Origin of the sequence: Mucilaginibacter sp., assembly GCF_036568825.1 — a bacterium.
In the GTDB taxonomy this organism is placed as follows: Bacteria; Bacteroidota; Bacteroidia; order Sphingobacteriales; family Sphingobacteriaceae; genus Mucilaginibacter.
Window position 1 is genome coordinate 75,639 of the sequence record NZ_DATCRU010000088.1, and the last position, 24,406, is coordinate 100,044.

Annotated in this window: 14 protein-coding genes and 2 pseudogenes; 5 read left to right on the forward strand and 11 right to left on the reverse strand. The window is 41.9% G+C overall.

Annotated features, from left to right (window positions below; all coding sequences use genetic code 11):
• Nucleotides 1–53: 53 nt before the first annotated feature.
• From VIM89_RS19465 to VIM89_RS19500, 8 genes and pseudogenes are all read right to left on the reverse strand, one after another.
• Nucleotides 54–1,499: an alpha-L-fucosidase gene (locus tag VIM89_RS19465; protein ID WP_488157854.1), complete on the reverse strand. Its 1,446-nt coding sequence runs from the start codon at nucleotides 1,497–1,499 to the stop codon at nucleotides 54–56.
• Nucleotides 1,500–1,560: 61 nt separating this feature from the next.
• Nucleotides 1,561–1,950 carry an SMU1112c/YaeR family gloxylase I-like metalloprotein gene (gene gloA2 / locus VIM89_RS19470; RefSeq protein WP_488157855.1) on the reverse strand — a complete coding sequence of 130 codons (390 nt, stop codon included), beginning with the start codon at nucleotides 1,948–1,950 and terminating at the stop codon, nucleotides 1,561–1,563.
• On the reverse strand, nucleotides 1,951–4,173 hold the full coding sequence (gene purL / locus VIM89_RS19475) for a phosphoribosylformylglycinamidine synthase subunit PurL (RefSeq protein ID WP_488157856.1): 2,223 nt from the start codon (nucleotides 4,171–4,173) through the stop codon (nucleotides 1,951–1,953).
• Between the two features lie 135 nt (nucleotides 4,174–4,308).
• Nucleotides 4,309–4,803: an energy transducer TonB gene (locus tag VIM89_RS19480; RefSeq protein ID WP_488157867.1), complete on the reverse strand. Its 495-nt coding sequence runs from the start codon at nucleotides 4,801–4,803 to the stop codon at nucleotides 4,309–4,311.
• A gap of 162 nt (nucleotides 4,804–4,965) precedes the next feature.
• Nucleotides 4,966–5,127, reverse strand: a pseudogene (locus VIM89_RS19485) (energy transducer TonB); the annotation flags it as partial.
• Between the two features lie 173 nt (nucleotides 5,128–5,300).
• Nucleotides 5,301–5,876 (reverse strand): DUF4468 domain-containing protein, encoded by a 576-nt coding sequence (locus VIM89_RS19490; protein WP_488157857.1) that lies wholly within the window; start codon nucleotides 5,874–5,876, stop codon nucleotides 5,301–5,303.
• Between the two features lie 67 nt (nucleotides 5,877–5,943).
• The gene (locus VIM89_RS19495) at nucleotides 5,944–7,011 is read right to left on the reverse strand and encodes a porin (RefSeq protein ID WP_488157858.1); all 1,068 of its coding nucleotides are present in this window, start codon (nucleotides 7,009–7,011) and stop codon (nucleotides 5,944–5,946) included.
• Nucleotides 7,012–7,232: 221 nt separating this feature from the next.
• Nucleotides 7,233–8,861: an ammonium transporter gene (locus tag VIM89_RS19500; protein WP_488157859.1), complete on the reverse strand. Its 1,629-nt coding sequence runs from the start codon at nucleotides 8,859–8,861 to the stop codon at nucleotides 7,233–7,235.
• A gap of 554 nt (nucleotides 8,862–9,415) precedes the next feature.
• Between VIM89_RS19500 and VIM89_RS19505 the strand changes: the two genes are divergently transcribed.
• The 3 genes from VIM89_RS19505 (at nucleotide 9,416) to VIM89_RS19515 (ending at nucleotide 14,862) form a co-directional block, all read left to right on the forward strand.
• A complete protein-coding gene (locus tag VIM89_RS19505) occupies nucleotides 9,416–11,590 on the forward strand; it encodes a glutamine synthetase III family protein (protein WP_488157860.1) in 2,175 nt (724 codons plus the stop codon).
• A gap of 96 nt (nucleotides 11,591–11,686) precedes the next feature.
• Entirely contained in the window at nucleotides 11,687–13,540 is a 1,854-nt protein-coding gene (locus VIM89_RS19510) for a chloride channel protein (RefSeq protein ID WP_488157861.1), read from the forward strand.
• Nucleotides 13,541–13,683: 143 nt separating this feature from the next.
• On the forward strand, nucleotides 13,684–14,862 hold the full coding sequence (locus VIM89_RS19515; protein WP_488157862.1) for an AIR synthase related protein: 1,179 nt from the start codon (nucleotides 13,684–13,686) through the stop codon (nucleotides 14,860–14,862).
• A 69-nt stretch (nucleotides 14,863–14,931) separates the two neighbouring features.
• Here the strand turns inward: VIM89_RS19515 and VIM89_RS19520 are convergent, their stop codons facing one another.
• The 3 genes from VIM89_RS19520 to VIM89_RS19530 all read right to left on the reverse strand — a co-directional run bounded on the left by VIM89_RS19520 (nucleotide 14,932) and on the right by VIM89_RS19530 (nucleotide 22,333).
• Nucleotides 14,932–16,062 (reverse strand): hypothetical protein, encoded by a 1,131-nt coding sequence (locus VIM89_RS19520; RefSeq protein ID WP_488157863.1) that lies wholly within the window; start codon nucleotides 16,060–16,062, stop codon nucleotides 14,932–14,934.
• A 22-nt stretch (nucleotides 16,063–16,084) separates the two neighbouring features.
• Entirely contained in the window at nucleotides 16,085–18,772 is a 2,688-nt protein-coding gene (locus tag VIM89_RS19525; protein ID WP_488157864.1) for a TonB-dependent receptor, read from the reverse strand.
• Between the two features lie 234 nt (nucleotides 18,773–19,006).
• Complete coding sequence (locus VIM89_RS19530; RefSeq protein WP_488157865.1) at nucleotides 19,007–22,333, reverse strand: TonB-dependent receptor; 3,327 nt, start codon at nucleotides 22,331–22,333, stop codon at nucleotides 19,007–19,009.
• A 344-nt stretch (nucleotides 22,334–22,677) separates the two neighbouring features.
• Here VIM89_RS19530 and lpdA point away from each other — a divergent pair, with 344 nt between their 5' ends.
• Nucleotides 22,678–24,066 carry a dihydrolipoyl dehydrogenase gene (gene lpdA / locus VIM89_RS19535; protein WP_488157866.1) on the forward strand — a complete coding sequence of 463 codons (1,389 nt, stop codon included), beginning with the start codon at nucleotides 22,678–22,680 and terminating at the stop codon, nucleotides 24,064–24,066.
• A 94-nt stretch (nucleotides 24,067–24,160) separates the two neighbouring features.
• A pseudogene (locus VIM89_RS19540) lies at nucleotides 24,161–24,406 on the forward strand (MBL fold metallo-hydrolase); the annotation flags it as partial.

Sequence of the window (24,406 nt, forward strand, 5' to 3'; positions counted from 1 at the left end):
GAAATACTTTAGATTGCCGCATTATCTCTCCACCTACCCCCAATAACTAATAACTAATGAACAAACGTAACTGCGTAACTAACCGCATACTCAGAAGGATAATTTTTTGACGGCTCTATGGTCAATTCGCTATCATTCTGCTTCCAAAACACCTTTTGGTCACTTCCCAGCATTTTTATATTGGCTATTTTACCGTTTCCTGATTTTAGTGATAAAGATTTAATATCCAAACCACCATTAGGCAACCCCAAAGCAGTTACATATAAAACGTCACCTTTAGTTGTAAACCTGACATCCCTCCAGGTAAACGGCACTTTTTGATCTGCAAATGAGCCGCTTGCTGATTTGGTTGGACCTTCTCCGTATATCTTCCATGGCCGTGTAGCATATATTGCTTCACCATTTACATCCAGCCATTTGCCGGTGCCCAGTAAAACCTGTGTTTCCTGATCGGTGATGGTACCGTCAGATTTTGGACCGATATTTAATAATAAGTTCCCATTTTTGCTGACAATATCGATTAAATTGGTTACTACATATCTTGCATCTTTAAAAGTATTAGTCGTAGTATATCCCCACGATTGGTTACCTATAGCATCATCCGTTTGCCATGCCTGCGGCCTTATTTCGCCTAGTTTCCCACGTTCCAAATCAAGTACAGCAACACCATCCGGATATGAGCTGTTTTTATAGTTGATTACCACTTCTTTGTTCCAATCCTGGGCTTTATTATAATAAAATGCAGCGAATGATTTGCGGTAAGGCGCCAGCGCAGGTTGCTCAATCCACCAATCGAACCAAACCAATTGCGGCTGATAATTATTAACCAGTTCCATATCACGCATCAGCCAGTCGTTCATATATTCAGGCGACATGGTTTCATCCTCAGCATGCGCCGGACCATAATATGCATCATATTTGGGATCAAGCACATCTGAGTCGAACTTCTTTCCGCCATTAAAAAACCACCAATGTTCAATACGGTGTGACGATAAGCCGAATATCAATCCTTGTTTCTTTACTTCAGCAGCCAGCTCTCCAACAACATCACGATGTGGGCCCATATCAAAAGCGTTCCATTTAGAGAGCGAGGTCTTGTACATCGCAAAGCCATCATGATGCTCAGCAACAGGTACCACGTATTTGGCGCCTGCTTTTTTAAACAACTCTACCCATGCCTTTGGATCAAACTTTTCGGCCTTAAACATTGGGATAAAATCCTTGTACCCGAACTTACTTTGCGGGCCATAAGTGGCTATATGATGTTTATACTCATTTGTACCAGCCAAATACATCTGTCGTGGATACCATTCCGACCCGAAAGCCGGAACAGAATAAACTCCCCAGTGTATAAATATGCCAAATTTAGCATCACGAAACCACTCAGCAGTTTTGTATTTAGAAAGGGATTCCCATGTAGCCTGGTATCCGTCTTGTGCATGAACATGCGATACTATTAAAAAAGCAAAAATTAACAGGGCAGCATTTATTCTTCTCATAGTGGCGGGTTTAAGATTCAGCTATGAAGATAATGAAATTCAGGATATTTCAGAGACAGGCTTACTTCTCGTAAAACTCAATAGGCAATCCATCCGGATCGGCAAAAAAGGTAAAACGTTTGCCGGTAAATTCATCCACCCGGATAGGCTCTATAGCGATGCCATGTGATTTGATATGCGAAGCGGCTTCTTCCACATTATCCACCTCAAATGCAAGATGACGCAACCCAGCAGCTTCTGGCCGGGATGGCCTTAGCGGTGGATCGGGAAATGAGAAAAGCTCGATCTGGTATTGTCCTGCAATTTCCAGATCAAGTTTATATGAATTTCTTGCTTCGCGAAAAACTTCCTGTTTGATCGTTAATCCAAGTACCTCAGTATAAAATCGCTTCGACCTCTGATAGTCGGAACAAATAATGGCGATATGGTGTACCCGGTTAAGTTTCAGCATTTATTCGCCCAGGATGCTATGCAATACGTTGTCGTAAACCAGTTTGGTATCGGTAACATGGCCAAATGATTCTTCATCAACCGTCATGTATCCATTAGTTACGGTACCCAGCAGACTAAAATCAACTTCACTTGTTGCCATCAACTCAATAAAACGTTCCTGATCTTCAGGAGAAACGCTTACCACTATCCTACCCTGAGCCTCGCCAAATAGGAAGGCATCCTTACGGATATCACTGTCAGACGCAATTTCAAAACCTAAACCATTTGGCATAGCCGACTCGGTCAGGGCAATAAATAAACCGCCATCAGATACGTCGTGAACCGATTGAACCACCTCATGTTTGATCAGTTGCTTGATCACCTGGTGCGTTGCATATTCTTTTTCCAGGTCGAAATACGGAGCCGGAGACTTTGATATCTTATGATAAGATGCTAAATATTGTGATGATGCAATATCATTAACCGATTCACCGATCAAATAGATCAGGTCGTCCGGTTGTTTGAAGTCAGCAGTCATTATTGTGTTGATGTCATCCAACACACCCAACATACCGATAGTCGGTGTTGGGAATACCGGACCTTCATCTGAAGACTGGTTGTAGAAGCTTACGTTGCCACCGGTAACCGGGGTTTCAAATTTCGTACAAGCTTCACCCATGCCTTTGATTGCACCAACAAACTGCCAGTACACTTCAGGATTGTATGGGTTACCAAAGTTCAAACAATTGGTGATCGCCACCGGCTCACCACCAGCACAGGTAATATTGCGCGCAGCTTCTGCAACGGCAATAGCACAACCTTTTTGAGGATCAGCATATACATAGCGTGAGTTACAATCTACAGTTAAAGCAATCGCTTTATTTGTACCACGCACGCTTACCACAGCAGCATCGCATGGTCGATTAGTAGTCATGGTTGATGCGCCTACCATTGAATCGTATTGCTTGGTTACCCAACGTTTTGATGCGATATTCGGATGAGCGATCAGATGCTCGGCAACCTCTACAAGGTCGACAGGCTCCTTCACGTTCTCTATTTTAAATTTCTGATTTTCCTGATAATAAGCAGGCTCGCGGTAGTCGCGTTTGTAAACTGGTGCGCCTCCCCCTAAAACTAAGTCTTCAGCAGGCACATCGGCAACCAATTCGCCGTGCATATAATACAGCAGGCGTTTCGTATCGGTCACCTCGCCTATGATGGCGCAATTCAAATCCCACTTATCAAAAATCGCTTCTACTTCTTTTTCTCTTCCCTTATGAACGACGATCAGCATACGTTCCTGTGATTCGGAAAGCAGGATTTCCCAGGACTTCATATTTTCCTGTCGTGTAGGTACTTTATCCAGGTCGATGCGCATGCCATGCTCGCCTTTTGCCGACATTTCAGAGTTAGAGCAGATGATACCTGCCGCACCCATGTCCTGCATACCCACAACCGCACCAGTTTTGATCACTTCAAGTGTAGCTTCCAGTAACAGTTTTTCCTGGAAAGGATCACCAACCTGTACTGCTGGTAAGTCATTTACCGAATCCTCAGTAATATCTTTTGATGCGAACGCAGCACCGTGAATACCATCTTTACCGGTAGCCGAACCCACAATATAAACCGGGTTACCTACACCATAAGAAGTCGCAGAAACCGTTTCGCCAGCTTTAACAATACCAGCCGACATGGCATTAACCAATGGGTTTACGTTATAGCAATCGTCAAAAAACAATTCGCCGCCTACAGTTGGGATACCGAAAGCATTACCATAATCACCAATACCTTTTACAACACCCTTGATCAGCCATTTGGTACGATCCTGGTTCAGGTCGCCAAAGCGCAGTGAGTTAAGTTGTGCTATCGGTCTTGCACCCATAGTAAATATATCGCGGTTAATACCGCCAACACCTGTAGCCGCTCCCTGGTAAGGCTCTAAGGCAGATGGGTGATTATGTGATTCAATTTTGAATGCGCAGCCTATGCCATCACCCAGGTCTACCAATCCCGCATTTTCTTCGCCGGCCTTCGCCAGCATACGCGGACCATCTTTCGGCAGGGTTTTTAACCAGGTGATTGAGTTTTTATAAGAGCAGTGCTCGCTCCACATTACCGAGAAAATAGAGAGCTCGGTAAAGTTTGGCACACGGCCCAATATTTCTTGTATTCGTTCAAATTCTTCGGGTAGTAAACCTAAATCTTTGGCTGTTTCGACGGTGGTTAATTCCAGGTGCTCCAAGGTAATTTCGTTTTTTTGAAAAGATGCGCAAAAGTACGAAAAAGAAGCTTAAAGGTGAAAGCTTAAAGCAGAAAGGTAAGAGGAAAATGCACATAAAAACCTTTCGCCTTTTACCTTTCAGCTTTCACCTCTATCCTATTCCTGGTCAGGCAGTACGAAATTGATAGGAATATTATACATAACCCGAACTTTATGCCCGTTTTGAATACCGGGTTTCCATGCTGGTGCAATCCTGAGTACCCGTAGAGCCTCTTCATCCAGTCCCGAGCCTACACCGCGTTCTACCTTAATGTTTGATAAATGGCCATCGGTCTCAACAATAAAGCTTAAAAACACTTTACCTTGAACATTATTTTCAGCTGCCTGTGGCGGATAGTGCATATTTTTTTGCAGGAATTTTGCCCAGGCTTCTGCTCCACCGTAAGGTTCAGGCTCGACCTCTACTGTCTTATACACCTCCTCCTTATTATGTTCGGTTATCGCACTCATATCAGGCCCTGTGCCTTGCTCTGGAATATCAATATTTACACCTTCATCATTGCCGCTCTTCGTTGAAGGACCTATTGCCTTACCATTAAGCTCGACTAATGTTGGTGGATTCGTAGCTGCCTCATCAACCTCAGGTCTCATTGTGACATATTGTATTGTCGCTTGATGTGATGGCGGCCTTGTTGTCGCTGGCCTGGGAGGTATAACTGTTTTAGGAGGGTCAGTTCTAACAGGTGGAATGACAAAGATATCCCGTATTTCATGTGCAACTGGCTGTGGTTTAGGTTTTAATATTATGTAACTGGTGCACAAAACAGCCACACTAAAAAAGGCGATCAACATAGACTTTACTAAGTTATTAGCATAATGCTTACGTAGATCATAAGCGCCATAATCCTTGTTTTTGTCGTCGAATACAAGCTCGAGCCACTCGGGATTGTACAAATCTAATTTTGCGATATTCATGTTTTAGGAATTTAATTTTACTTTATAACGTTTAAAACAAATAAAATATTGTATAAATAAGATTTTATTTTGTTTTAATTGGCAAAAACATTTTCAACAAAATATAATTTCATAAAAAAGAAAACCCGGCTATAGGCCGGGTCATTGTTTAGATTGACAATACCATTTAGCTATTACCACTTATCCGTCACCACCTTTTTTACTGGCTTATTTACTTTAGGCTGAGGCTTCCCTTCCGCCATATATTTTTTCAATTTATCGCCCAACTGTTTGCAAAAACCACCAGTCTGCTCAAAATAGCCCTCCACATCCTTTTTCTGTAGTTTATCCGAAGCTTTTTCAAGAGGAATAGCAACACCGTTTACAGGTGTAAACATTCCATACCGATTCTTTTCATACGGAGTAAATACAAAATCTGTTACCCAATATCGATACTTGCCATCTTTACATTCAACATTTAAGGCATAAGCCATTTCGCCATTTTCATGCTTGACAAGTGATGTATAAGTGAGAAATTTATCTTTTACCGAAGCACCTGCATTAGTTATTTGCAAGGATTTCTCTTTCGGATAAAATTCCTTCATAAACAAAACCATATTCTTCTGCAGGCTGTCCGCTTTGATGTTTGGCATATCAATCACCTGGTAATAGATGTATTTATTGTTCTCATCCATCGACAATAAACTTTTCTGAGCGTTTGCCACACATGACAGCAACAAAGCTGCAATTAACACGAGTGTTCTTTTCATAACATAAAGATAAAGCCGCTCCTATTAAGGTAAGCGGCTTTAATGAAATTTAATATAGATCAGTTAATTAGAAAGCATACACCGCGGCAATCAGGAACTGACTGGCTGACTTGGTCGGAGCACCGTTACCATCTGTAAACACCTGGTTTTTAGCATTATCGAACCTTACTTCAGGAATCAAAGTTATTGCACCGGCTTTAATATTAGCCGTTGCTGTAATTGCAGTAACATTGGCGCTTGGAGTGGTACTTGTTGATTTATTTTCAAAATACTCACCTCTTAAGCCCAAAGTAACTATTTTAGATACTGCCACCTGTGGATACAGTGCAACACCATCATAACCACCGCCTCCATGAGCAGGAGTAAACGTTGCACCATTCAAGCCTAATTTAAATGCATCAGTAATCTGGTATGCAGTGGTTAAATCGAAAATAGTACCAGAAGTTGGGCCCGAAGCTACGTTCAGGTAAGCAGTCCAGCCTTTTACCGGGGCCACAAACAATTGAGCGCCGAAGGTTGATACATCATGCTGAGAGGTGTAAACGTTCCAGTTATCATTGAAGATACCGGCCATCAGGCTCACTTTATCAGAGAAAGCATAAGTGGCTTTAAAACCTGCATTCTGGAAAGGACCGTTGGTGAACAGGTAAGAGGTCGAATAGTTGAAGTTTCCTGTTGGAGATATTACTTCATAACCAATAAAGGTTGCCATATAACCGGCAGTGAAATTCAATTTGTCAGTTACATCGTAAGACACATACAGGTTTTGGATATGGAAAGAGTTCGTAGAATTGGCAGAAGTACCGTCACCATTTGGGATAGACTGATACTGTCCACGTGGACCAAATGACAACTCACCTACGAAAGCAGCTTTACCCACTTTTTTCTTTAATCCTAGGTCGATCATACCGATAGATACTGAGTTTTGATCCGATGCAAAACTTGTTGGGATATTTGAATGGCCTGAGAAATCGTATTTATAATAGGTATCCACTGAACCTGAGAAAATCAACGGTGGGTCTTTGGGATCGGCAGTAGTGCCCACTTTTCCAGTATCTACAGCGGCTGTGGTTGTGGCTTTAACGGACGTGACGGCAATAACAAATAGTGATAGGAGTAAAAGTATTCTTTTCATGATAATGTTGTTTGATTGATTTGATTGAGTATTAGTTTGATTTGATTGACTTTTAGGCATAAAATCTCCCGTAAGCATAAACTCAATGTTTTGCAGTCATTAAGAGCCGGAAAGATTTTAAGATTTAGAAATACCGTGCGGTTGGTATGTGAGGGTTATAAAAGCTGCGACCTTTTACCAACCGCACGGGATATATGAAGAATTACGACGCTTATTATTTATTAAGCCTCTGCTGTTAATTTAACGCCCTGGTCAAATAAGCCGCTCAGACTTACTTCGTCATCCTGGGCAGGATATACCTCGGTACCATGATCGAATACATCCAGACCGCCCAAGCCTGTTTCGCCATGTTCTTCAACACGGAGTTTCCATGGATTAGGTAATTTATTAAGGACAAACATCATCACAAATGTTACTGCGAACACTGCTGCTGCAATGGTAAATGTACCAATGGCCTGAGCTGTGAATACACTCCAGCCGCCACCATAGAATAAACCGGTTACAGGAGCTGAGTTATCCGGACCGGTTGGACCGGTTGCACCAAACTGTCCCGAAGCGAAGAGACCTAACGATAAAGTCCCCCAGATACCACAGAAACCGTGTACGGCAACTGCACCAACCGGATCGTCGATACGCAGCCATTCGATAAAGTACATTGCACCAAATACCACCAAACCGGCAACAGCGCCTAACAAGGTAGCACCCAGCGGGCTAACCCAGTAACAAGGACAGGTAATAGCTACCAGCCCCCCAAGACAGCCGTTCAGCGTAAAGCCCAGATCGAATTTGCCTTTTGTGTTACCCCACCATAAACCAGCCAACATAGCGATCATACCGCCTGCACAGGCTGCAAGCGTGGTGTTGGTAGCAACGCGGCCAATACCTTGCACGTCCATAGCTGAAAGCGTACTGCCAGGGTTAAATCCGTACCAGCCGAACCACAGGATAAATGTACCTACAGCGGCAACTAACATATTATGTCCCGGTGGCATGCCGCCTTTTTCTTTATCATCTCGTTTAAATATACGTCCGATGCGAGGTCCTAAAACGATGGCTCCGGCTAATGATGCAATACCACCTATAGTATGTACTACTGTTGAACCTGCGAAATCGCGGAAACCCTGACCTAATGACTCAAAGAAGTTACCTTTAGTACCCATTACAGCTAACCAGCCGTCAGGTCCCCAGGCCCAGTGGCCAATGATTGGGTAAATGAACCCGGTGATACCGATACTGTAAAGGATATCGCCACGGAAGCTGGTACGACCGATCATCGCACCAGAAACAATAGTTGAGCAGGTATCAGCAAAAGCGTACTGGAATATCCAGTGTGCAATTACCGGGATACCGGTGCTACCGTAAGTATCAGGTGTATTTTGAAGGAAAAACCATGAACCGCTGATCTTTCCTGCAGGGTCTCCATGCCAACCGATGAAGCCGTTGCCCCATCCAAACATAAAGGCATAACCCACAGCATAAAACAAGATACCGCAAAGACAGGTATCAAATACGCACTCCATCAATACATTCACTGTTTCGCGCTTGCGGGCAAAGCCTGCCTCAAGCATCACGAAACCAGCCTGCATCCCGAAAACCAAAAACGCAGCAACCAATGTCCACACTGTATTCATCGTATTCATCATCGATGTTTCCAGGTCTGTTGGTTTAGCTGGTGCGGTAGCAGCATGCGCAGCGGTAGGTAATAGTCCCGGGATAGTCATCATGGCTACCAGCACTAAACCCAGTCCGATCATTTTTCCGGAAAAAATGGTCGCTCCGAGCGCCCACCTTTCACGCGTCAGTTGTCGGAGAAGACTGAACAAGTTCACTTTTGGAGATTTTACTTTCATTGTTTGTTTAATTTAGTTTGATTGATATGAACGAATTTTATAATATTCTGAATCTTTACGCCTTTGTCTTAAATTATTTACCTAAACATTTAATAGAATCATATATTTCTTAAATTTTTAATATGATTTTATTAATTTTTCATGAAATTATGTATGTTTTTCAAAAAAAACAAATTTTTGATTGCCATTTTTTAATAAAAACATGAAGAATTATGAAAATCATAAAAAATATAGATAAAAATACCATCATTTTACATTTTTTTCAATCAAAAAAGATCAAAATAAAATCACTTGCCAGAATTAAGATGTAAAAATTACACCTTTTCAAATTTTACCAGCCAACTTTTGGGTATTTTTCAAAAAATTGCCAAAAAACGCCCATCAAATGCGCAGTTTTTGGAAAAATAGACTAATTTTTAGCTAACACGACGTCTACAAGCTAAAAAAGTATTGATTTAGGTCTCGATTTTTTAAATAATCAGATATTTTGACCAAATATTCTGCGTATTCTCACAGATAATTTTACTTTTGAGATAACCTTTAAATCAATAAAGATGTCAAACATTCGATTTCAGGCTTTGCAGGCAGTACTAAACAGAACAACGCCTGACGTGAAGCTACCGTCAAACAAAATCTCAGACTATTTCAGTTCCAGCGTATTTGATAAGCTGAAAATGAAAGAATACCTTTCAAAAGAAGCTTACCAGGTTATTATCAATTCAATTGAAAAAGGAGAACCTATCCCCCGCGATATGGCTGAGCAGGTTGCATCGGTAATGAAATCATGGGCGATGAGCAAAGGCGCTACGCACTATACACACTGGTTTCAACCCCTTACCGGTTCAACAGCAGAAAAACACGATGCCTTTTTTGAACCGACCGGCGACGGCGGAGCTATCGAAGTTTTCTCGGGCGATGCATTAGCCCAACAGGAACCTGATGCATCCAGTTTCCCAAGCGGTGGTATACGCAATACTTTTGAGGCAAGAGGTTATACGGCATGGGATCCATCATCTCCGGCATTTATTATGGGTCGTACTTTATGTATACCTACCGTGTTCGTTTCCTATACCGGTGAGGCCTTAGATTATAAGGTACCATTATTAAAGGCATTGAGCGCATTGGACAAAGCAGCTGTTGATGTATGTCACTACTTTGATAAGAGTATCGAAAAGGTAAATGCTTCATTAGGTATAGAGCAGGAATATTTCCTGGTTGACATTGCCTTATTTAATGCAAGACCTGACCTTTATCTAACAGGTCGCACATTATTCGGCCACATGTCGGCAAAAAACCAGCAGTTGGAAGATCATTATTTTGGTTCGATACCTGAACGGGTATATGCCTTCATGCAGGATATGGAAACTGAGGCCCTGCAATTAGGTATTCCACTAAAAACCCGCCATAATGAGGTAGCTCCATCTCAGTTTGAGTGCGCACCTATATATGAAGAGATTAACCTCGCCATAGATCATAATCAATTGCTGATGGATATTATGGACCGTGTAGCAAAACGTCATAACTTTAAGGTATTGCTGCACGAGAAACCTTATGCTGGTATCAACGGATCAGGCAAGCACAATAACTGGTCAATGATCACCAACACAGGTCGAAACCTGCTATCGCCAGGCAAAACTCCGAAAAACAACCTGATGTTCCTTACCTTTTTCGTAAATACCATCAGGGCGGTTTATGAACATGCTGATTTATTGAGGGCATCTATTGCATCAGTAGATAATGATCACCGCCTGGGTGCAAATGAAGCTCCGCCTGCTATTATATCTATATTCCTTGGCAGCCAACTAAGTGATGTACTTGATGAGATTGAAACATCAAGGATCAGCAAGAAAATTAAAGATGATGCCTTACTATGGCAGGGCATTCCGAAGATACCGGTAATATTAAAGGACAATACCGATCGAAACCGCACCTCTCCTTTCGCCTTTACCGGCAACAAGTTTGAGCTGCGTGCTGTGGGTTCATCAGCAAATTGCTCGGGACCAATGACCATTCTGAATATGATCATGGCAGATCAGCTGAGAAAATTCAAGTATGATGTAGATAAGCTGATCAAAAAAGGTGAAAAGAAGGACGTTGCTTTGTTAATGGTTATCAAAAAATATATCAAAGAATCAAAAGTTATACGTTTTGAAGGCAACGGCTACAGCGATGAATGGGAAAAAGAAGCGGCAACGAGAGGATTATCCAATTTTAAGACCACTCCAAAGGCTTTGGATGCCATCCTTTCCGAAAAATCGACCATCTTATTTGAGGATACCGCTGTATTCAGCAAGAGAGAGGCCCATGCCCGCCATGAGATATTATTGGATAGCTATTACAAAAAATTGCAGATCGAAGCCCGTGTTATAGGTGAGATCGTAACTAACGTAATAATTCCTGCTGCAATATCCTACCAAAGTAAGCTGGTTCAAAACGTAAGAGGATTGAAGGATATCGGTTTAAAAGAAACAAGCTACTCAGCTCAGTTGGATATTATTAACAGGATATCCGAGCACGTAAACTTCATCAAATCAAACGTCGAGGCTATGGTGACCGAGCGTAAAAAAGCAAATGTGATCGAAGATGTTCGTGAAAAAGCAATAGCTTATGATGAAAACGTAAAAGCTTTCTTCGATCCAATCCGCTATCATGTAGATAAGCTGGAGCAACTGATCGATGATGAACTTTGGCCTTTGCCTAAATTCAGAGAGCTGCTGTTCGTTAAATAATGATCACGAATTGAGCTGATTATATCGAATGACACGAATTAATAAAAAATAATTCGTGTCATTCCTTTTTAAATTAGCGACTTTTGTGCGATTAAAATGTCGTTAAAAAAGTATAAAAGTTTAAAGAAATACCTCGAATTTGTCGAGCTGGTACAAAAGTCCCGCAAATACAGCTTAAGAAAAGTCAGAAGCTACGAAATAATCATTCATTGGCTTAACACCAAATTATCTCATAATCAATTCCTCATTTTTTCGGGTATACTGGTTGGATGTTCTGCCGGATTGGCGGGCGTTGTATTAAAGTCTCTTGTCCATTATATACATTATATTATTACCAGCAAGGTCCATTTCAGCGAACAGATCATTTTTTATGGGCTTTTCCCTTTCCTGGGCATTGTGCTGACGACCCTTATTGTCATCTACTTTTTCAAAGGCCAGGATCGCAAAGGTATACCTGCTATTCTTTTTGAGATTGCCCGGAATTCAAGTTTTGTGTCTTCTGTAAAGATGTATTCCCAGGTTATTCAGAGCGCGGTTACCGTCGGTTTAGGCGGATCAGTTGGCTTGGAAAGCCCTATTGCAGTAACAGGCTCAGCCATTGGTTCAAACTTCGCACAAACTTATCAGTTAAGTTATAAAGACCGCACCCTCCTGCTGGCTTCGGGTGCAGCTGCAGGTATCGCAGCTGCCTTTAATGCACCGATAGCCGGGATCATGTTTGCTTTCGAACTTCTGCTTACTGGCGTAGTTTTCACCGATTTCATTCCGCTTGTAGTTGCTGCGGTATGCGGAAGTTTGCTATCACGCATCATCCTTAAGGAAGAAGTTCTTTTCAATTTCAGAGCAAGGCACGATTTTAATTATCACAATACACCTTATTATATCATACTGGGTATTGTGTGTGGCTTGTATGCCCGATATTTTATTGTGATCGCTCAGAAAGTGGAGCACTTTTTTCACAACCTCAAACTATCTAAAATTCAAAAGGCCATTATTGGCGGTGTTATCCTTTCCATATTATGCCTGCTTCTACCACCTCTTTTTGGCGAGGGCTATGAAAGTATTAAGTCATTTACCAATGGCGATATTAATCACATCGTTGAACACAGCTTTTTTGGATATATCGGCTATAAAGAATGGGTAGTAGTAAGTTTCCTCGGACTAGTTTGCCTGCTTAAAGCTGTAGCCACACCGGTAACATTATACAGCGGAGGCAACGGAGGTAATTTTGCACCCTCACTATTTGCCGGAGGAACGCTGGGGTGTCTTTTTGCCTTTATCTGTTCATGGATGGGCATCCAGAATGTACCGACTCTTAACCTGATCATCGTGGGAATGGCCGGGGTAATGAGCGGGGTTTTATACGCGCCGTTAACAGCAATTTTCCTGATTGCCGAATCGAGTTCGGGATATGATCTTTTTCTTCCATTGATGATCGTCTGCGTCATATCATTCCTTATTGGCAAATGGTTCTCTCCGATCTCTCCTGACCTGAAAAAACTGGCAGCTGAAGGTAAAATATTCACACGCGAACATGATAAAAATCTGCTTTTACAGATAAATATTGAAGATTTGATCGAAAAAAATGCTCTTACGCTGAATGTACAATCAACTTTCCAGGATCTACTTGAAGTAGTAAAACATGGCAAACGAAATATTATTGCAGTGCTTAATGAAGGCGAACTGGCGGGTGTGGTTTATTTGGATGATCTGCGGCCTATTCTGTTCAACCCTGATTTCCAGGAAACGGATATACACACATTTATGAAAATACCAGTGCAGGTAATCAGCAATCACGAGGACATGGTTTCTGTAATTAATAAGTTTGATGAAACATCCACCTGGGTATTGCCTGTTGTAGATGACCAGAACCAATTTTTAGGATTTATCTCCAAGTCAGCGGCTCTGAACAAATACCGCCAGTTGTTAAAAGAGTATTCGGATTTATAGTTGGTTGTATTGGTTGGAGAGGTTGTATTAGTTGTATTAGTTGTATTGGTTGGAGAGGTTGAGATGGCGATGATCGACTATGGACTATCGACCACTCACTATTCACCCATTCACCACTCACCAACTATTCACTATATTTGCCCATGATTTCTTCGCAACGGTATGATCAAAGGGGCGTCTCTGCCTCAAAAGACGATGTTCATAATGCTATAAAGAATATAGACAAAGGGATTTTCCCGAAAGCTTTCTGCAAGATCATTCCTGATATATTAAATGGCGACCCGGATTACTGCAATATTATGCATGCCGATGGTGCCGGAACAAAATCATCACTGGCTTATAGTTACTGGAAAGAAACCGGCGACCTGTCCGTTTGGCGCGGCATAGCACAGGATGCCATTATCATGAACCTGGATGATCTGCTGTGTGTTGGCGCTATCGATAATATCCTGCTTTCATCAACCATAGGCCGTAATAAAAACCTGATACCCGGCGAAGTAATCGCCGCTATCATCAACGGCACCGAAGAAATTTTAGCTGAATTGCGCAATGCAGGCATAGGCATCTATTCCACCGGCGGCGAAACTGCCGATGTAGGTGACCTGGTTCGGACCATTATCGTCGATTCGACCGTCACCTGTCGCATGAAACGCGAAGATGTGATTTCTAATGACCGTATCAAACCCGGCGATGTGATTGTTGGCCTGGCTTCATACGGTAAAGCTACTTACGAAAAAGAATACAACGGTGGTATGGGCTCCAATGGTCTAACCTCTGCACGCCACGATGTGTTTAATAAAAGCATTGCAGAAAAATTCCCTGAGAGTTATGACCACGCTGTACCGTACGACCTTGTATTTTCAGGCAGTAAAAACCTGACTGATCAAATCGATATAGGAAACGGCGAAAGTGTAACAGCCGGCAAACTGGTACTTTCACCTACCCGTACCTATGCGCCTATCATCAAAAAAATATTGGATACTTATCGCACTCAGATTCATGGCATGGTGCATTGCAGCGGCGGCGCGCAAACCAAGGTGCTGCATTTTATAGATAACCTGCATGTGATAAAAGATAACCTGTTCCCAGTTCCACCACTGTTTAAACTGATACACGAAGAATCAGGGACCAGCTGGCAGGAAATGTATAAAGTATTCAATATGGGGCACAGGATGGAATTATATGTTCCTCAGGAAATTGCTCCCTATCTTATTCAGATATCTAAAAGTTTTGGCGTAGATGCGGAGATCATTGGCCACGTTGAAGCGTCAGATAAGAAGCAGGTAACCGTGAGATCGGAATTCGGCGAGTTTGTTTATTGATTTTCTAATTTCTTAAAAAACAAAGAGGCCTCTAAATGAGGCCTCTTTGTTTATAGGTAGTTTAATTATTTATTGTGCAACCCATTTAGTTCCATCCCATTGGAATACAAGGATAGTATCGACATCTGCGCCGCCAGAGTACAATTTATAATGAACATCATAATTCGTATTGGTTTGCGGAGTGGTGATATCCTTATTTAAGCACAGAATAAAAGCCGCCTGCAGATCAGACTTTGCCCAACTCGTTTCAAAGTCGCCATATGAGCCTAGGTTACTCCTTAACGCTGCGGTACCAATGTTTGAATTGGCAATCAACGTAATATCAGCAGCAGTAAGGGTATAATTAATTACCGGCAGTGGCGGAACGTAAGTCCATGTACCTGACTTTTTAACAAAGCTTATTGGAGCAGCAAGTGAAGTTTTTGGTGCTACATAATTATTACCATCATATTGCAATGGCATAACCCTTTGATAAGCTTTACCATCAGAACCGTAATAATCGAAGCTGATATATTCAATGTCACCGGCTTTAACAGTATCCTGAACAGTAAGGTCTGTCTTTAACAACGCGCTTAACATTGAAGGCAATTGCGCATCATTAGACGAAGTGAACTGATTATATTTACCTAATCCAACTGCTGCATATTCTGCAGGAGTTATAGTATAGATCTGTTTCCATGCATTATTCAGATACAAAAATGAATACGGAGGTGTTAAAGTAGCCGGATAAGGTGTAAAAGTCAGTAACGCTAACTGGTTGGCAACCGGAGTAGGATATTTATAAGGCAACCATTTTAATACCTGTGCTATAGAAAAGTCAGTATAAGTATTGCCCGGTAACAGGAGGTAATCAGCAGGTGTTAGTGTATACGCAACATCAGCATATAAGCTATCAGCAGCAGGTTTAAAGTAAAGCGCCGACTGAGTATAGGTTACAGCCGCTGTTGATGCATCACCCGCCAGTGGATATTTCGCTGCCAGGATGGTAGGTATGCTGGTGCTTGCGTCGTTTACATTGTCAAACGACAATGATTTCGACGCATAATTTGTTGACGGAAGCAGCGCATAATCTGCAGGAGCTAACGTAACAGTCAGGGTCGAGGGCGTCACCGGCGCGGTAAACGTAGGGACGATAGGTTGTTTTTGGCAGGCCGCAAAGGTTACAGCAACCATCGCCAATAAATAAAATGCCTTTTTCATATTATAATTTTAATAATAATCTTTAAAATTTAATTTTCAGGGTGGTCATATAAAACCTTGGAGCGCCATAGTTAACACCAATGGTCGGCGGTTGGCTGAATGATCTTCCACCGATACGCTGTTCCGGCGATAATCCTGCTGTTGGATTGGTTTCATATGCATCGCTAATGTATTTAGTGTTAAGTACATTGTACACATTACCAATAAATTCAGCATCAAAACCAGCCATTTTAAATCTGAAAAGAACATTCAAATCTAATGTGCCAAAATCAGGAATATCGTATGGCTGGAATCCCTGGCTAAAGCCATTTGCTGCAGTTATTCTTGATGGATTAAATGAGGCATAGTAATGGCTGTAGTATAAATACTGCGCGCCCAAAGTTACATGTGATAATACTTTAACATCTATACTACCTGCAGCTGTGGTTTGCGCACTGGTACCACTTGTTGATGGATCACCTACTTTCAATCCTTTCAATAATAATGAAGGTATAGTTGTCGCAGTTCCTCCGGTTTCTGAAGTAACTTGTGCGGCCCCTGTGTTACTTGTATAGTAATAATCGCCAATTGAAACCATACCACTTAACACCACACCTTGCACAGGACGATATTTAGCATCAGCTTCTATACCTTCGTGCATTTCGTTCAAGCCGGTTACGTTGGTATAAATAGGGGTCGGATTATCTCCCTGAGTATAATTAGTAAATATTTGTGACCTGTCTCTATAGCTTGTTCTGTAAGCATTAACATTGGCAGTAAACTGAGAGCTGGTAAAGCTATAACCTAATTCATAATCAAATAATTTTTCGGGAATTGCACCTGTATTGATTGTATTATTCTTATTAAGGAAAAGGTTTCCTACCAGCGGTGCTCTTTGTATATAACCTATGTTGGCATAAATGTTATTGTGCGCATCTAAGTTATAGTTAACTCCGCCTTTTGCCTGGTAGCCTAAAAAGCTAATCCATTTGCTGTCCTGGTTGCCGGGGGTATAGTTAAAATAGTCGATCCTGCGGTTGCTGGTATTGCTGCCGGATAAAGTCAAGAATGCTGTAAGATCATTCTTATTATATTCAGCCTGGGCATAAGCACCTTCAGAAACTACATCATACGTGTAATCGTTATTAAACTTTTGTCCATAAGCGGCCTGGTTATTCTTATTGTTGATATTACCGGTAGCAACGCCTGTAGAACCATTAATGGTATAAGTATCTTGTATATAACTTGAACCCAACAGATTATCGGCTTTATCAAAGTGTTCACCTGTGTAATCCCTCAGGTCAACACCCGCCAGGAAAGTTATATCTTTAACTTTTTTCTTAACGGTACTTATAACACCATATTGCTGGTGGTTATTAACCACATCCTGCATAAAAGCTGTTGCTGCACCGTTACCACTTGCAGTGTTAGCTGCAATGTTTTTAGCTGTAATAGCATTGAAATCTATCGGCGAATAAGTTCCGCCTGTTCTTGGCACTTCTCCTGATTGGCCCGGAAGAAGGGTTCCAAATGATCCTGCCAGATAATCAGCTGCACCTGTTCCCCAAGTACCATACGCTACGGTTGACCATGAAGTAGTTTCATTGATCTTCCAGTTGTAATTGATAGAAGCTAACGGCTTGTTATAATAGTTTTGCTCAGCACTAAATTGCTGACCGTTAAGATATCCCCAGTCCGAGTTGTACCTGGTGCCTTGCGGGGCATTCTGGAAGGTAGAAACATAGTTATATGAGTACAACTGGCCATGCCTTTGTGAAGCACCCATATAGTTAAAAGACAAGGTTTGATTTGTTCCGATAACCTTTGATATGTTTGCGAAATAATTATAACCTGTATAATATAAACCCTCAGCAGTTGGCGAATTACCTGTAGCTCTTGAAAGCAGGAATGAAGAAGCCCAGCCATTAGCACCCAAACCGGTTGAATAAGATACCAATGTTTTTTGAGCACCATAGCTGCCGATAGATTGAGATACGACACCGCCTTCTTTCAGATCTGTACTGCGGGTGCTGATATCAATAGTACCACCCATAGAAGGTACCGCAATAGTTGAGGCACCTAAACCGCGCTGAACCTGCATTGAAGTAGTAACGTCCTCTAAACCAGCCCAGTCATTCCAGTAAATTTTACCTGCTTCAACATCATTTACAGGTATACCGTTTATCAAAAGAGCGACGTTATTGCTAGAGAAACCACGGATATTGATCCTTGAATCTCCATAGCCGCCACCGCCACGTGTTACTGTAACGCCGGGTGTCATTTTCATTAATTCAGGGAATTCAGCGCCTGAGCCGTGTTCATCAATATAAACCTGGCCTACTGACGAAGCTGCAATTGGTGTTTGCCTGTTAATTTTCAATGACGGGTTGGCTGTTACAACAACCTCTTTCATTGCGGCCGAAGTTGGGCTTACCAGGATTGTCCCAAGTTTGGCATCTGTAACCTCAACTTCCTGTGATACATAGCCTATAAAAGAAATTACCAGTGTTGTGCCATTTAAGGATGGAACCTTTATTTTAAAAGAACCGTCAAGGGCCGCTGATGTTGCCGTTGTTGTTCCTTTTATCGATACAGTGGCGCCAATTAACGGCTCCTTTGTTTGTGCATCGAGCAACTTGCCCGAAACTAATCTTCCGCTACCTTCTTGTGCGTAGGAAACGCCCAAAGAAATGAATAGCGCCATTACTAATAGAAGTAAATGCTTCCTCATACGTTGTCTGTTTTGTTAATTACTGAGTTATTTCCGGGGAGCAAAATTAACTCCGACTATATTAAGCTAGTGTTAACAATACCAAGAGATTTTACATTGTAATAAAAATTTTGCAATCCATTTGAAACACTTTGTTGAATAATACTCAACAACCTGATAAACAACATTTCAGAGAAAACAAAACCCCCCGGCCAATTGACCGGGGGTTAATTAAGTATCAGGGTTTAATCAATATTAGTTAAATATATAACGTAAACCTAACTGTGCCTGCCAACGTGACAACTGGCTGATACCATCAATAAATGAGGTGGTTACAGGAGTTGCTGTAGCAGCATTCAAGTAAGGGAATGAGTAAGTCGGTCTACCGTTCACTAAACCTTTGTAGTTAAGGATGGTAGTACTGCCGCTATTAAATCCATTGAATGACGTTTGATAGTTACCCCAGTCCTTGTTCAACAGGTTACCCAGGTTGATGATATCCAGGCTTATTTCTATGGTGTTTTTAGTTTTACCAACGTTTACATAAAAGTCCTGGATAACTTTCATGTCTACTCTCTTGAAGTATGGTAATATCACACCATTTCTCTGAGCATACTGGCCTCTGTGACTGCTCAAATATTTATCCTGATTAATAAATGAATTTAACTGTTGCCATTGCTGATCTGCAGTACGGGTATCAACAGGTCCTTTTGTAGGATCTGTGTTATTTGGTACTAGCACGATATCACTTTGGTTTTTTGGAATATACATCAAGTCATTTGTCGCGCCGTCATTATTAGGGTCGCCGCCTGTGATGTAAGATACTGCTCCATTGTTAGCCATTTCAAATACCAGGCCCACTGAAGTTGCAGCGTGGTCAAGATAGCTCTTTTTGTAAAATACCGAAGCGATGATACGGTTTGGCATCACGTATGAGCTGTTTGATAAGTTATCGGCATTAGGATTACCAGCAACATAACGTGTGCTCCAGATAGTTGCAGCGGTAGAACCACCGTCATTCACATCTTTTGATCCGCTGTGAGTGTAAGCTACGTTAGCATATAAACCATTTGAAAAGCTTTTTTGCAACTGAGCGGTAACAAAATAGGAGTAACCTTTGCTGGTGTTAGTCATATAATACAAGCCGGTAATTGACGGATTGGCTGCTGTAGCAGCGGCTGCAGCCGGTGTTGTATTTTTGGAATTGTAGTGAATCTGGCCTTCCGGACCGGCATCAACCGTATATCCGTTTGAGATAACCAGGTTTTGATGATAAATAGCATTGATATCTTTGGTGTATGACCCTTCGATTGTACCGATAATACCGCCTGGTAGTTTTTGGTCAACCGCCAAATTTGTTCTCCATATCTCAGGATATTTCAGTTTTGGATTAGCTACGTCTAGTTCATAAGAGGTATTAGCCGCTGCCGATGCTGGACGATTGGCGTTTACATTCGGATTGAAGATCAATTGAGCGTTTTGCGCTGCGGTATTTGTAGCCACACCGTTTGTAATTGTCCCTGAACTAAATAGTAATCCGTTGTTTGATGCCTGGTTTGATATCCATACAAAAGGAACAGTACCTGCGAATATACCGGAACCACCGCGTACCTGTGTGCTTTGATCTCCATTAACATCCCAATTGAAACCTACACGAGGAGAGATCAGTACTTTATTAGATGGTAATTTAGATGGATCTACATGTATACCGTTTGCATAACCTCCCTGGAATGTAAGTGCAGCAGCGTTAGCATTTTTGGCTAATGAGGTAGGGAATGCGTCATAATCTGCACGAATACCATAAGTTAAGCGGAAATTATCGGTAACATGAAATTTGTCCTGTGCATACAAGCTGAAAATAGATGCTTTGATAGATGCATAAGGGAATTCGCCGCCTGTCAATGCAGAGTTACGATAAGTATAAGAAGCTGCAGGGGCGCCGCTTAGGAAGTCAGCAGCTGAGTTATAAGTGTACAAACCATTGTAATCCGGTGCAAAACCATTTTTGTAGCTCTGAATCTGGTCGTTTGTACCAAATGTAAACTCGTGCTTTCCTAAATACCAGGTAACATCGTCAGAAAACTGTCCGATATTAGTATTCAATAAGTTACCTGCGGTATAAAGTTCATAACCAAAACTAGTGGTCAAAGCCGATATTTTACCTGTAGTCGCGTCGAACTGACCATTACCTATATCCACCATCGGGATAGTTGAGCTGCCCAATGAGGCACGGAAATCGCGCAATGCTGAATAACCAACAGTTAATTTATTTGAAACTGCGTTGCTTATACGCGAGTCCAACTCGATAATGCCGATATTAAAGTTATTGTTAATGCGGTAACCTGCGCCATAAAATGGCAAAGTAGTCACACTGGCGGCACGTGTAGGTGTATTGATATTCACCGTACCCGAGTTGCTTGGCGGTTGATCTGCATAAGACTTCAAATAGAAATATTTAGCGCTCAATACGTTGTTTTTATCAATATTCCAGTCAAGCTTTGCAGTTACTTTATTACTGAAAGTCTTGAAATCATATCCCTGGTATGCTCCTGGATTGTAATGATATTTAGTGATTAAGGTGTCCCTAATCTGGTTCAATGTAGCAGCATCAGCCTGTGATACTTTTCCGCTGGCACCAGAACCGGTTGCAACGTATGAAGAATAAGGTTGGCTGATACGTTCTTCCTCACCCGACAGGAAGAAGAATAATTTATTTTTGATGATCGGGCCACCGAAGCTTACACCTGTCTGACGATAGCTGAACGGCGTTTTTGCAATAACGTTATCACCTGCTTTGTAACCGGTAAGGCCAGTGCTGCGGATGTAGTCATAAACAGTACCTTTAAATGTGTTAGTACCTGATTTTACAACAGTGTTTACACCAGCGCCGGTAAAGTTACCCTGGCGAACGTCATAAGGGGCAATATCCACCTGGATCTGGTCTATCGCATCCAGCGAGATTGGCTGTGAATTGGTTTGACCACCTAATGTACCTGACAAACCGAATGAATTATTAAATAAAGCACCATCTACTGTGATGTTATTATAACCACTGCTGCGGCCACCAAAGTTCAAACCGTTTGCCGAAGGCGTTAGTTTAGTGAAATCCGACAACGACCTGTTTATGGTTGGCAGATTTTCAATTTGTGCACGGTTTACGGTTTCACGGGCGCCGGTACGTGAAGAGTTGATCACTTTGCCCTGGGTGCCTGTAACGACAACTTCTTTCAGGTTGGTGTTGTTTTCTTCAATTTTGGCATCAATACGTTGATCCTGGCCAATGGAAAGGGTTATGCCTTCCTGTACAAAATCTTTGTAGCCAATAAATGTGATTTTAACTGTGTACGGACCACCTACCCTTAAGTTTGGTAAGTTATAACGGCCGTCGGCACGGGTGACGGTAGCATATACCGTTCCGGTAGGGATGTGTGTAACTGTTACAGTTGCGCCTGGTATTGCTCCTTTACTATCGGACACGATACCGTTAACTGATGCAGTCGTCACACCTTGTGCATTTGCGTTCCTTATCCCAAGGAAACTGATGCCGGTTAACAATAAGATTAAAAGTAAAAACTTCCTCATACTTGTTTTCTAAAGTTTAAATAAATGTGAATGAACTGATGTGGCGGCAAAGATATGTAACGGACCCGTTACATATGTTAAATTATTATTAATATTTTAAAACAACAATTAACACGTACTATTATTAGCAAATATTAAGATTATACTAGATATTTATGCTTTGTTAATTACATATTATTTTAATATCAATCATTGAGCTATAGCGGTTTATAGACAGCCCATTTCTTGTACTTAAGCTATTTCATAGTCTTTCTGTAAAAAAACAAGCCGCGCAGGCTGGTCTTTTTTCTATTCCCGCCTTTTTATTTAGCTTTGGCATCGAATTCAAAAAAAGGTTAAAAAACATGGACTACGATTTAATTGTAATAGGGTCTGGCCCGGGAGGTTATGTAGCTGCTATACGTGCTTCACAGCTTGGCCTTAAAACCGCTATAGTTGAGAAGGAATCATTAGGTGGCATTTGCCTTAACTGGGGTTGTATTCCTACAAAGGCTTTATTAAAAAGTGCACAGGTATTTGAGTACTTAAATCATGCTGCTGATTACGGTGTGAAGGTTGCAGGTGGTGAGGTTGATTTTGAATCCGTAATAAAAAGAAGTCGTGGTGTTGCTGACGGAATGAGCAAAGGTGTTCAGTTCCTGATGAAGAAGAACAAGATCGAAGTAATAATGGGTACCGGCAAGCTGAAAGCCAAAAACACCGTTGAGGTAAAAGCTGCTGACGGTGCCACCAAATCATATACTGCAAAAAGTATCATTTTAGCTACAGGCGGCCGTTCACGCGAGTTACCCAATATCAAACAGGATGGTGTAAAAGTGATCGGCTACCGCCAGGCAATGAACCTGCCAAGGCAACCAAAATCAATGATCGTAGTTGGTTCAGGTGCTATCGGTATCGAGTTTGCCTATTTCTATAACACCCTTGGCACAAAAGTAACTGTAGTTGAGTTCCTCGATAACATCGTTCCTTTAGAGGATGAAGAAGTTTCAAAAGGCTTGAACCGTATCCTAAAAAAACAAGGTATCGAGATCATGACCGGCTCAAATGTTGAATCGGTTGACAGCAGCGGCGATATTTGCAAAGTGAATGTTAAAACCCCTACCGGAAATGTTTCCCTGGAGGCTGAGATCGTACTATCAGCGGTTGGTATCAGCACGAATATTGAAGGCATTGGCCTGGAAGAATTAGGTGTTAAAACCGACAGAGGCAAAGTTTTAGTTGACGATTTCTACAAAACAAATGTGGAAGGGGTTTATGCTATCGGCGATATTGTTAAAGGACAGGCATTGGCACACGTTGCTTCTGCTGAAGGTATTATCTGCGTTGAGAAAATAGCTGGCCACAATCCTGAACCATTAAACTATAACAATATACCTGGTTGTACTTATTGCAGCCCTGAGATCGCTTCGGTTGGTTATACTGAAAAGGCAGCTAAAGAAGCAGGTTACGAGATCAAAGTGGGTAAATTTCCATTCTCGGCATCGGGTAAAGCGTCTGCAGCAGGTGCTAAAGACGGCTTTGTAAAAGTGATCTTTGATGCAAAATATGGCGAGTTCCTTGGTGCGCATATGCTGGGCCACAACGTAACTGAAATGATTGCCGAAGTGGTTACCGCACGCAAGCTGGAAACTACCGGTCATGAGATCATTAAATCGGTTCACCCGCACCCAACCATGAGCGAGGCAGTGATGGAAGCTGCTGCAGAAGCTTATGGCGAGTGTATCCATTTATAAGAGTACTGAGTCCGAAGTCTTAAGTCAGAAGTCTTCTTTTGGAGACATTTGACTTAAGACTTTCGACTCAAGACTCAGACTAATCTTCCCTCCTATGAAACTCCACACCATCGATACCGGTTTTTTTAAATTAGACGGCGGTGCTATGTTTGGTGTAGTTCCTAAATCGATCTGGAACAAAACCAACCCCGCCGACGAGAACAATTTGTGTACATGGGCGCTCCGTTGTCTGCTTGTTGAAGATGGAAATCGACTCATCCTGATCGATACGGGTATTGGCGATAAGCAGGATGCCAAATTCTTCAGTTATTATTATCTGCATGGAGACGCGAGCCTGCAT